The organism is Corynebacterium sp. Marseille-Q2823, from assembly GCF_903645345.1.
Taxonomy (GTDB): domain Bacteria; phylum Actinomycetota; class Actinomycetes; order Mycobacteriales; family Mycobacteriaceae; genus Corynebacterium; species Corynebacterium hiratae.
In genome coordinates, this window is sequence record NZ_CAHJXS010000004.1 from 58,254 (window position 1) to 69,746 (window position 11,493).

General features: G+C 64.6%; 9 protein-coding genes. 3 read left to right on the plus strand and 6 right to left on the minus strand.

Annotation, left to right across the window (positions count from 1 at the left end):
• Positions 1–27: 27 nt before the first annotated feature.
• Genes HWX44_RS05945 through HWX44_RS05960 form a run of 4 tightly spaced genes read right to left on the minus strand, consistent with a single transcriptional unit; the run spans position 28 to position 3,442 of the window.
• Positions 28–1,203, minus strand: coding sequence for a multidrug effflux MFS transporter (locus HWX44_RS05945; protein ID WP_175973656.1), 1,176 nt, complete (start codon positions 1,201–1,203; stop codon positions 28–30).
• A complete protein-coding gene (locus HWX44_RS05950) occupies positions 1,200–1,964 on the minus strand; it encodes an ABC transporter permease (RefSeq protein ID WP_046647168.1) in 765 nt (254 codons plus the stop codon). Before HWX44_RS05950 ends, HWX44_RS05945 begins: the two co-directional genes overlap by 4 nt.
• Positions 1,964–2,902: an ABC transporter ATP-binding protein gene (locus tag HWX44_RS05955; RefSeq protein WP_175973658.1), complete on the minus strand. Its 939-nt coding sequence runs from the start codon at positions 2,900–2,902 to the stop codon at positions 1,964–1,966. The genes HWX44_RS05950 and HWX44_RS05955 overlap by 1 nt, the downstream gene beginning before the upstream one ends.
• Before the next feature lie 51 nt (positions 2,903–2,953).
• Positions 2,954–3,442 (minus strand): NUDIX domain-containing protein, encoded by a 489-nt coding sequence (locus HWX44_RS05960; RefSeq protein WP_175973660.1) that lies wholly within the window; start codon positions 3,440–3,442, stop codon positions 2,954–2,956.
• An 84-nt stretch (positions 3,443–3,526) separates the two neighbouring features.
• On the opposite strand from HWX44_RS05960, the gene HWX44_RS05965 reads away from it, so the two are divergent.
• From HWX44_RS05965 to HWX44_RS05975, 3 genes are read left to right on the plus strand one after another with little or no spacing between them, the layout of a single operon-like run.
• Positions 3,527–4,963, plus strand: coding sequence for a hypothetical protein (locus HWX44_RS05965; RefSeq protein WP_046647166.1), 1,437 nt, complete (start codon positions 3,527–3,529; stop codon positions 4,961–4,963).
• Entirely contained in the window at positions 4,963–6,054 is a 1,092-nt protein-coding gene (locus tag HWX44_RS05970) for a glutamate ABC transporter substrate-binding protein (RefSeq protein ID WP_175973662.1), read from the plus strand. Before HWX44_RS05965 ends, HWX44_RS05970 begins: the two co-directional genes overlap by 1 nt.
• Positions 6,054–8,654, plus strand: a complete 2,601-nt coding sequence (locus tag HWX44_RS05975; RefSeq protein ID WP_175973664.1) for a serine/threonine protein kinase — start codon at positions 6,054–6,056, stop codon at positions 8,652–8,654. The genes HWX44_RS05970 and HWX44_RS05975 overlap by 1 nt, the downstream gene beginning before the upstream one ends.
• A 40-nt stretch (positions 8,655–8,694) precedes the next feature.
• On the opposite strand, the gene HWX44_RS05980 is transcribed toward HWX44_RS05975, so the two are convergent.
• Complete coding sequence (locus HWX44_RS05980; RefSeq protein WP_070821373.1) at positions 8,695–9,915, minus strand: acetate kinase; 1,221 nt, start codon at positions 9,913–9,915, stop codon at positions 8,695–8,697.
• Positions 9,916–11,280 (minus strand): phosphate acetyltransferase, encoded by a 1,365-nt coding sequence (gene pta, locus HWX44_RS05985; RefSeq protein ID WP_049154676.1) that lies wholly within the window; start codon positions 11,278–11,280, stop codon positions 9,916–9,918.
• Between the last annotated feature and the right edge of the window lie 213 nt (positions 11,281–11,493).

Consider the following 11,493-nt stretch of genomic DNA (forward strand, 5'->3'; position numbering starts at 1 on the left):
CTATGCGTTGTGCACATCTGGTGAACTTCACGCAGCGCCGCGGGCCAGCCGCGTGGACGCCACGAGGCCGCACAGCGAAATGAAGCTGCAGCACACCATGCCGATGGCCATGGTCAACGCGGCGTTCGAGCCCCAGCCCATGAGCGGGCTGATGGCGCTGGCCAACATGGACTGCCCAAAGCCCATGATCGCGGACACGCTGCCCGCCCGCGGGCGCATCAAACCCGTGGCCAAGGCGGTGGCGTTGCCCATAATGAAGCCGGTCGGTGCCACGCAAGCAAAAAGCACAATGAGGCAGACCCACACCGGGGCGCCGAGCATCACCGATAGCAACAAGAGCACCCCGCATGCGAAGACGCCAGTCACGCCGATACGCAGCATGACGGCCGGGGAGACCGAATCCATCGCGCGCGAGTTAATCAACGTGGCCGCGAAGAGGCCCACGGAGTTGATGCCGAAGATCAGCGAATAGCCCAACGGTGAGAATCCCCACTGGTCCTGCACCACAAACGCCGAGGCGGAGATGTAGCAAAACATCGAACAGAAGCCGAAGGCCATGGTCACCAGGTAGCCCCAGACCCGGGCGTTAGTCAGCACCGCCCAGTAATTGCCCGCCACCGTGCGCAGCAACCCATCGCGAGAGCGGCCGCCCGCAGTTTCCGGGACGATAGCGATGGCCAGGACCAACTGCACCGCATGCAGCCCGGCAAGCACCCAAAAAATGCCGCGCCAGCCCAGCGGCTCCGCCAGGATGCCGCCCAGTACCGGGGCTACCGCCGGAGCGATACCTTGGAGCGCCATGAGCAGCGAATAGGCTTTCGCCGCCGCGGCACCATGCACGAGGTCTGGGACCACCGCGCGGGAGAGCACCACGCACGCACCGCCGCCGAGGCCCTGCAGCACGCGGGCCACGACGAGCACCGAGGCGGTCGGGGCCATCGCCGCCAATACGGAAGCCAGCAGAGCGAGAAAGGCGCCGGCAACGAGGAGGCGCTTGCGCCCGATGGCATCAGACAGCGGGCCCATCACAAGTTGGCCCACGCCCATGCCGACGAAGAAGCCCGAGATGGTCAGCTGCACCATGGCCCGGGTGGTGCCCAGATCGGAGACGATCTCCGGCATCACCGGCAAGTACATATCAGTAGCGAAAGGCGCTGTTGCGGACAACAGCGCCAACGTCGCCAGAAGCGGAAAAGGGATCACGCGTCGCGCTGCTCCAGCACGATAACGCCCAGGATCCACAGCACACCAGCCCAGCCGAAGAAGACGAGGGCTTCAAAGCCAATCGAGCTCCACGGGGCGTTCTCATCCACGTAGTCCAACGCCCAGTTCTGGAAAGCAGTAAACGGCATGAAGTGGATGACCTTGTCTCCCACCACCGGGAGCAGGCGCACCAAGTTTTCCAGACCCATGTACAAGATGAGGGAAATCGCCACCGTGCCGGCGGTCTGCCGCAGCAGCAGACCCAGACCCTGCACGAAGAGCACCGCGCCAAAGGCCGCGATGGGGAAGGCCCACAGCATGTGCTTGCCGTCGTCGCTGGAGAAAGGCTGGAAGGCCTCCGCCGCGGATTCGTTGGCCGTGAGATCCGCCAACACGAAGATGTACACCAAGCCCAAGAAGGCAATGACAGCCGCAATCACGCCATACACCACAAGCTTGGCGCAGGCTACGCTCCAGCGATTCGGGTTGGCCAAGAACGTGAGGGATTGCGTCTTGTAGCGGTACTCCGTGGTCACCATCATCGCGCCCTGGATCATCATGATCGGCACGCCCATGAGCAGGAGAATGGAGGCCAAGCTCCGCGGCTGCAGCGGGCTAATGCCCAGCACCGCCTCCCCCGCGTTGAGCGAGTTCAGCAGCGTCCAGCCGGTCACGATGAGGAAGATGAGCGCCGTGGTCCACCAGAAGGACTTCGTCGTGCGCAGCTTCGTCCACTCCGCGTGAACAGTGTTGAAAAACATTAGAACTGGGCCCCTTTCTGCGGTGCCTCCGCTTGGTACTGCACCGCGCGATCCGTCATGGCCACATAAGCCTCCTCCAGTGAGGCGCGGTGGAGGGTCAATTCCGTCAACGGCACGCCCGTGGAATAGGCCAGCTTGCCCACGTAGTCCGTGGTCTGGTGAGGGATCACCAGCGTCGGGCGCTGCTCTTCATCGACCGACTCGCGGAAGGTCACTCCAGCCTCCTTGAGCGCCAAGCCGAACTCGCGCAGGTGCTCCGAACGCACCACAACCGAAGCGCTGGAGTTTTCCTTCACAAAGTCATAGGTGCGCTGATTGGCCAAGAGCCTGCCGCGGCCAATGACCACCAGGTGGTCCGCCGTCTGCGCCATCTCCGCCAGCAGGTGGGAGGAGATGAGCACCGTGCGGCCTTCTGCCGCCAGCGCCCGCACGAGCGAGCGCACCCAGCGAATACCTTCCGGATCGAGGCCATTGACCGGCTCGTCCAAGATCAGCACGCCCGGATCCCCCAGCAGTGCGGCAGCCAGGCCGAGGCGCTGGCCCATACCGAGGGAGAAGCCGCCGGCCTTCTTGCCAGCAACATCAGCCAGCCCCACCAGTCCCAGAACCTCATCGACGCGGGAGGTAGGAATACCGTTAGCCTGCGCCATCCACAGCAGGTGGTTGGCGGCGGTGCGGTTGGCGTGGACCGCTTTGGCGTCGAGAAGCGCGCCCACCTCCCGCAGCGGGTTCTTCAGCTCGCGGTAACGCTTGCCGTGCACTAGGGCGGTGCCAGCGGTGGGCTTGTCCAAGCCCAGGATCATGCGCATCGTCGTTGATTTTCCAGCGCCGTTGGGCCCCAGAAAGCCGGTCACTTGGCCCGGCTCTACCTGGAAGGTGAGGTCATCGACGGCGCGGACAGACTTGTACTGTTTGGTCAGTCCGGCTACTTCAATCATGCTCTACAGAGTGCCACAGGTTCCTGACCGCCGCCTGTATCAGCTCCTGTATCAGCTGGTGAGTTCCTCCCAGCGTCCCAGCAGCCCCGGTAGCGCCTCCCGGAAGGGCTTCAACAATTCCAGCTCTTCTACCTGGCTAAACGGCACCCAGCGCAGCTCGGCGGATTCCTCGTTGGCAGTCGTGGCCAAGCGCTGCCCCGAAACCGTCCGGGCCAGCACCGTGGTATAGGTCCAGCCTTCCGAAAAAGGCCCGGCAGTGACGACGGCATCCAGCACCTCGACGTTTGCCGGCGAGATTCCGGTTTCCTCCTCCGTCTCCCGCAGCGCGGCCTGCTCCGGCGACTCCGGCTTATCCCGCGCCCCGCCCGGGATTCCCCAGGTCCCGCCGTTATTCGTCCACGTCGCGCGATGCTGGAGCAGTACCTCATCCCCCGCCACGAGGAAGAGACCAGCTGCTCCAAACTTGCCCCACACCGGCACCCCGCCCGGGCCCTTCGACCAGCCATCACCGGAAAGTTCTGGGTTAACGCGTGCACACATGCCTTACACGATACGCGACAAACTCCCCGCGCCAACGCCCCCGAAATCATCGCGCGAGGCGCACGAGAGCGCTATCCTAAGGGAATGACCGGCCCGGCCACCGAACTGCGCGAGCACTCCCCCGAATCATGGGGCGATCATTGGCTCGATGACGTCACCGAGCCCTCCGCGCCGGTTTTTAGCCGCCCCACCCAGCTGGCGATGAGCTCCTTCGCCGGCCCCGCGCGCGTCATCCGGCGCCTCTATAGCTTCGCCATCACCACTCCCGGCAAGCTGTTTACGGTTACCTTAATTCTCACCGTAGCGCTCGCAGCAGCCGGCTTTTCCATGTCCTCTTCCTCGGCCGCGCGCCACGATGATCTGGACACGCTACTGGCTTCCACCGAGCCGATGTCCAACGCGGCGCACCACCTCTACACCAACCTGTCTTTGGCCGATACCGTCGCCACCACCGGCTTCGTCCAGGCAGGCGTGGAGCCGGAGGATAACCGCGACCGCTATAACGAGGCCATCGACGCCGCCTCCGTCGCCGCCACGCAGGCCATCGTCGGCACCTCCGCCGAAGATGAACGCGTGCGCGAGCTCGTCACGTTTATCCAGCGCAAGCTGCCGGTCTACACCGCCCTGGTGGAAAAGGCCCGCGTCAATCACCGTGCGGGCCACGCCGTGGCGAACTCCTACATGTCCAATGCCTCGGCGCTCATGCGCACCCAGATTCTCCCCGCCGCCGCGGAGCTGTTCACCCTGACCTCGGCGAAGGTGACCCAGCAACAACAGCGCCTAACCCGCCCGCAGTGGGTGCCGCTTTCGGGCCTGGTCGCGGCGATCATTTTCCTCGGCTTGGCGCAGTGGTGGCTGTGGCGGCTGACCCGCCGCCGCTTCAACCGGGGTTTCGTGGTGGCCACGGGACTGTTGTTCCTGGCGCTGGTGTGGGCCGCTGGCTCCAACTTCGCCACGTGGGCCTCCGGCCACCAAGGCTTCGAGACGGTGTCGCGCCCCTGGGATTCGCTGACCGCCTCGCGCATTGAGGCCCAGCAGATGCGCACCTCCGAGACCCTGGCGCTGGTCCTGCGCTCCTCCCAACAGGACATGTCCGTGCACTTTAACTCCACGGTGTACTCCGTGGACCGGGCCCTGCGGGACTATGAGCAGGCGCTTGACGACGACGACTTCCCCTCCTCCGATCCTTCCTTGATTCCTCGCGCCAAGGAGGCCTTGGAGGATTGGGAAACCACCCACGATGCTTTCATGGAGGATCTCTCCATGGGCCATTACGACGCCGCGCTCTACCAAGCCACCGCCATCGATCCGGATGGTGACCCGACCGCCGCCAGCGCCTTCAATGCCGTGGATAACTCCCTGGCCGCGCTCATCGACCAAGCCCGCGACGCCATGCGCACCTACCTGGTTCAGGGTCTCAATGCCATGACCATGGTGTCTACCGGCGTCCTCCTAGCCACGTTCGGCGCGATTATCGCCGTGTGGCTGGGTATCCGCCCCCGCCTGCAGGAGTACCTGTGATGCGCCGCCGAACCGACCACCGCCAGCACGCCACTGCGGCCGTGCTGCTGCTCAGCGCCGCCGTGGCACTCAGCGCCTGCGAGCCGGAGCCGCCCAGCACGCCGGATCCGATCCTGCCCTCCAGCGCGGATCTCAACTCCACCCCGGGGCCGCCGCTGCCGGAGGACGCCATCCTCGAACCCGCCGGCACGGGAGAGGTGTCCAAGCAAAGCACCGCGGACGTTTACGGCTCCTACCGCCCGGACGATAAGAAGCCGGAGGAGCGCGTGCCCAACATCCTGGCACGCGGCCGGCTCATCGTGGGCGTGGACCGCTCCAATAACCTGCTCAGCTACCGCGATACCGCCAGCGGCGAGGTCCGCGGATTCGAGGTCGATATCGCCCGCGAAATCGCCCGCGATATCTTCGGGGATCCCAACAAGGTGGACTTCCGCTTCGTGGAGGCCTCCGACCGCGCTCGTGCACTGAATGATCGCACGGTGGACATGGTCATCCGCACCATGACGATTAGCCCCGAGCGCCAGCGCGAAGTGGCCTTCTCCATTCCGTATATGCAGACGGATGCGCGGTTGCTGGTGCTGAAGAACTCGGGCATCCATTCCATCGCGGAGGCCGCCGGGCTAACGTTGTGTGCGGCGAAAGGTTCCACCATGGTGGACGCGATACGCAAGCACTCGCCCTCCTCCGATATTTTGGAGACCCGCGCCTGGGGCGATTGCCTCATGGCGCTGCAGCTGGGCCAGACGGATGGCATCGTCGTGGATGACGCCCTGCTGTCAGGCATGCTGGCGCAGGATAAATACACCGAGATCGTCGGCGATCCCTTGGAAAGCCAGAGCTACGGCGTGGCCGTGCGCAAGCCCGATGCCTCCTATGACTCGCGCCCGCTCATCCGCCAGATCAACTCCACGCTGGAGCGCATCCGCCGCGACGGCACCTGGCAGGAGCTCTTTAATACCTGGCTGGGGAATTACATGGAGCAGCCCGTGCTCCCGGAACCGAAGTACCTCAACGAGACTCCGCCTGCCGAGGAATCACAGCCGAGCTCCGCAGCCAAGGACCAGCCCGGCGAGAAGAAGGAGGGCCAGTAATGTCGCACCGCTTCACCGAGGATGAGCTCGATCACCTCACGCCCGAAGAGCACGAGGACACTCAGCCCGACGCCGCCACCGACGCCACTAACGACGCCACCCAAGCCGTGCGCTTCGATCCCTTCGCGGATGACGATGACGACTATTCGGAGGACCACCACCTCAGCGTCTCCCCAACAGATTCGCACAGCGCGGGAACAACAGCTGCCGGTGCCGCCGACGCCGAAGCCTCCGACCGCACCGCCGCCGTGCCCTTTGATCCCTTCGCGGACGACGATGACGATGACTACGAGGCCGCCACCGGTGCCCGCCTCTCCCCCGCGAATCGTATGGGCACGAGCGGCACGGCGACGGGCCAACCCGACGATGGCGAATACGTCGACTCGGACAATATCGCCGCGCTCATCGAGGAGCTGGGGCAGCTGCGTGATCGCCGCAAAGCAGAGGACCCCTCGCAAGCCTCACGGCGCCGCGCGCTCGATACCTTCCGCCAGCGCCGCAGCACCAAGCGCACCGACCGGGAAGTGGCCGATGGCATGGCCACCTTGCCCTTCGTTGTCCCGGGCAACCCGCGCGACGCGCTCATCGATCCCAAGGACGCGCCCCGCGCCGCCCCACCGCAGCTCAAGCCGGGTGACATGGTGGCCGGCCAGTACGAGATCTTGGGCGTGCTCGCGCATGGCGGGCTGGGCTGGATTTACCTGGCTAACGACCACTTCGTCTCCGGGCGCATCGTGGTGCTCAAAGGCATGCAATCCACCAACTCCGCCGAGGAGACCGCCACCGCGGAGGCGGAGCGTGAGTTCCTCGCGGACATCACGCACCCGAATATCGTGAAGATTTTCAACTTCATCGATGACCCCCGCGTGCCCGGTGGCTTCATCGTCATGGAGTACGTCGGCGGCCCCTCACTGAAGCAGCGCCGCAACGACCAGGCCACTGACCGCTTCCCGGTCGACACGGCGATTGCCTATATCCTCGAAATCCTGCCCGCCTTGGATTACCTCCATGCCCGCGGCGTGGTCTACAACGACTTGAAGCCCTCCAACATCATCGTCACCGAGGACCAGGTCAAGCTCATCGATCTGGGCGCGGTCTCCGGCATCGGCGCCTTCGGTCACATCTACGGCACACAGGGTTTTCAGGCCCCGGAAATCGCCACGCAGGGCCCCTCGGTGGCCAGTGATATTTACACCATCGGCCGCACACTGGCCTGCCTGACGCTGAAGCTGCCGGTGGAGGATGGCGTCTACAAGCCCGGCCTGCCTTCCCCCACGGAGGAGCCGCTGCTGCGCCGCTACCTCTCCTTCTATCGCCTGCTCTTGCGCGCCACAGATCCGGACCCACAGCAGCGCTTTGCGTCGGTCTCCGAGCTGCGCGACCAGCTCTTCGGCGTCCTGCGCGAGGTCATCGCGCTCCGCGATGGCATCCAGCACCCGGCCCAGCACTCGGTGTTCTCCCCGCAGCGTACGACCTTCGGCACGAAGCACCTGGTTTTCCGCACGGACCAGCTCATCGACGGCATCGACCGCACCGTCCGCATCACCGCCCCCGAGGTGGTCTCCGCACTGCCCATCCCGCTCATCGTCCGCTCCGACATCGGCGCCCCGCTGCTGCAAGGTTCCTCCTACACGGAGCCGCAGGAAGCGCTGGAAACACTTCGCCAGGCCATGGAGGCGCCGGAATATGAGGAGTCCGCGGAGATTCCGCTCGGCGTGGTGCGCTCCATGATTGACTTGGGCTACATCGGCCAGGCCCGCGAGTGGCTGAACTCCATCGAGGACCGCCTGGGGAGGGACTGGCGTTTCCACTGGTACTCCGGCGTGACCGAGCTGCTTTTGGATAAGTACCGCGAGGCCCAAGCCCACTTCGCCCACGTCCTCGACGTGCTGCCTGGTGAGGCCGCCCCCAAGCTGGCCATCGGCGCGGTCAATGAGCTCATTCTGCAGCAGCTAGGTTTTTCGGAGGCCGCGCTGATCGACGCCTCCGTTGCCCGCGCCTGCGCCAACCTCACCACCTCGCTCGCGGATCTGCCCAATGACGCTTTTGAGGATCAGCCCGGCATCTGGGACCACGTCACCGATGACCCCGCCCACCTGCGATTCAACTCGCTGCGCCTCTACGGCATCGTGTGGGCGACGAACCCGACGACTGTCTCCTCCGCCTTCGGCTTGGCCCGCCAGCTGCGCGCCGAGCACCAAGTTGAGCTCGCCGTGGCCACCTTGGATAAGGTCCCCAACGCCTCGCGCCACCACCGCATGGCCCGCTTGACCACGGTTTTGCAGCTCATCGTCCACGATCTCTCCGAGTCCCGCATCCGCAGGGCCGCCCGCCGCTTGGAGGAGATTCCGCAGAACGAGCCGCGCTTCTTGCAGATCAAGATCGCGGTCATCTCCGCCGGGCTGACCTTCCTGCGCGAATCAGACCTCGACGCGGCGGCCTCCCCCAACGATCTCTTCGAGTTCCCCTTCACCCAGCGCGGCCTGCGCTACGGCCTGGCGGATACCCTGCGGGCACTGGCCCGCCAGGCCCCCTTCGCCCGCCACCGCTACGCGCTGGTGGACCTGGCCAACAAGGTCCGCCCAGTCACGATGTTCTAGCCGCCAGCGCTACCGGCCGGCGGCATAGCCGACGCTCGGCTTAGTACAGCCCCGCCTCCCGAGCCATGGCGGCCACCTCCGCGGACTTCTGCGCGATCGCCAGCTCCTCGTTGGTCGGCACCACGAAGACCTTGACCTGGGAGTCCGCGGTCGAAATCATGCGCGGCTCCTTGGAGCGCACCAGGTTCGCTTCCTTATCGAAGTCAATGCCGTACATGTCCAGGTTGTACAGCGAATCCTGGCGGACCTCGGTATCGTTCTCACCCACGCCGGCGGTAAACGTGATCGCATCCACGCGGCCCAGCGCAATCATGTACGCGCCGATGAAGCGGCGCAGCTGGTGGATGTAGATGTTGTAGGCCAGCCAGGCGTCCTGGTCCTCGTTGTTAATGCGCTCGCGCAGCACGCGGAAGTCGTTGACACCCGCAATGCCCTTCACACCGGAGCGCTTGTTCAGCAAGTCATCAATCTCATCAATCGACATCCCTGCCTCACGCGAGAGGTGGAAGATGATACCCGGATCGATATCACCCGAACGGGTACCCATAGCCAGACCAGCCAGCGGGGTCAGGCCCATCGAGGTATCGATCGGGCGGCCGTTGCGAATCGCCGCCGCCGAAGCACCGTTGCCCAAGTGCAGCGTGATCTGGTGGACGTGCCCCGGGTCCATGTCCAGCAGCTTCGGCACCTGCTGCGAGACGAACTCGTGGGAGGTTCCGTGGAAACCGTAACGGCGGATGTCATACTGCGAGGCCACATCGTTATTGATGGCGTAGAGTGCTGCCGCCGGCGGCATGTGGTTGAAGAAGGCCGTATCGAAGACCGCCACGTGCGGGATCTCCGGCAGGAGCTTGCGCGCCACGCGGATGCCGTCCAGGTTCGCCGGGTTGTGCAGCGGCGCGAGCGGGATGAGGTCCTCGATCATGGACTCGATCTGGTCCACGATGAGCTGTGGCTCGCTGAACAGACGCCCGCCGTGCACGACGCGGTGGCCCACGGCGATAACCTCGACATCCGTCGGGCCCACGCCGTGCTCGTGCATGATGCTAAACGCGCGGTCCAACCCGAAGGAGTGGGTGGGAATCTCCAGCTCTTCCTTGAATTCCTCACCGCCCGTTTTCACGGTCACAGCACCCTGCGGCTCACCGACCTGCTCCACCAAACCGGAAACCAGCGGGGTATCGGTGGCCGAGCTTTCCGGGTCCACCAGCTGGAACTTAACCGAGGAGGAACCCGAGTTGAGAACGAGTACATACGCCATCTATTTCACCCCTGCCTGGATCGCGGTGATAGCCACCGTGTTGATGATGTCCGGAACGGTCGCGCCACGCGAGAGGTCATTGACCGGCTTGTTCAGGCCCTGCAGAATCGGGCCCACCGCCAGTGCACCACCGGTGCGCTGCGCCGTCTTGTAGCCAATGTTGCCGGCCTCCAAGTCCGGGAAGACGAAGACCGTAGCCTTACCCGCAACATCAGAGTCAGGCGCCTTCTTGGCGGCCACGCCTGGGTCACAGGCAGCGTCGAACTGCAGCGGACCATCCACCGCCACTGAAGAATCGATACCGCGGGCCGCCTCAACGGCCTGCGCCACCTTCTCCACATCCGGCCCAGCGCCCGAAGTACCCGTGGAGTAGGACAGCAGCGCCACGCGCGGGTCCAGCCCAAACTGCGCGGCGGTCTGCGCGGAGACAATAGCGATCTCGCCGAGCTGCTCCGGGGTGGGGTTCGGGTTCACCGCGCAGTCGCCGAAGGCCCACAAGCGGCCCGGCATCACCATGAGGAAGATGGAGGAAACCACGGAGGCTTCCGGCTTGGTCTTAATGATCTGGAAGGAAGGCTTAATGGTGTGCGCCGTGGTGTGCGCCGCGCCGGAGACCATGCCATCAGCCAAGCCCTTGTGCACCATCATCGTGGCGAAGTAGGACACGTCCTGCATGGTCTCGCGCGCCTGCTCCAGCGTCACGCCCTTCTTCTTGCGCAGCTCCGCGAAGTCCGCGGCGAACTCCTCCACCAGTGGGGATTCCAGGTGGTTGATGATTTCCACACCGGACAGGTCGATCCCGAGCTCCTGGGCGCGCTTCTCGACGTTCCCGTCACCCAGAATCGTCAGCTTCGCCACCTTGCCCTTGATGAGCTCACCCGCAGCCTGAAGGATGCGGTCATCCTCGCCCTCCGGCAAAACAATGTGCGCTCCGACCTCGCGGGCCTGGTCCAGCAGCTGCTTCTGGAAGAGCTCAGCGGACATATAGGGCTCGATCTCCTCCAGGGAAGAAATCGCACCGGGAACCGAGGAAACATCGGTCAACGCGCCGACCACCGTAGCGCCCACAGAGCGCGCGTGGCCCAGCGCCAACTCCGCCGCGCGGGCGGGCGCGTTAGAAATCAGGACAAAGGGCAGGCCCAGGGCGGCCGCGGCCTTGGCATCAAAATCCATAACGCCTGTGCCCTGAAGGACCAGGTTGCCCGCGGGGGCATTTTCCAGGACCTCGCTGAGCGTGGTACCCAGGTCATCGACCTGGGCGAAGGTGGCCCCCAGTTCCTGAGCCACAGCAGCAACGTCCAAACCGTCGAAGCCGCGCCCGATGACGCTAATAAAGGCGGAATTCCGTGAGGACTTGGCGGTCATGAGAAACCTTTCTCTGCTTAGAAAGCGTGTACCCGGGCTCACAAACTGGGCACACAGTGACACTACGACACTTTCACAGTACGGGAACGCATCCCTTCGCGCCGCCAAAGTGAGGCTTCATATCCCCAACGTTGCAGGCCACCAGCACCCCACACCGTCACAGAGTGCGGTATCCCACAGAAACTTGCCCTACGTGATCACTTCGGAGTAGGG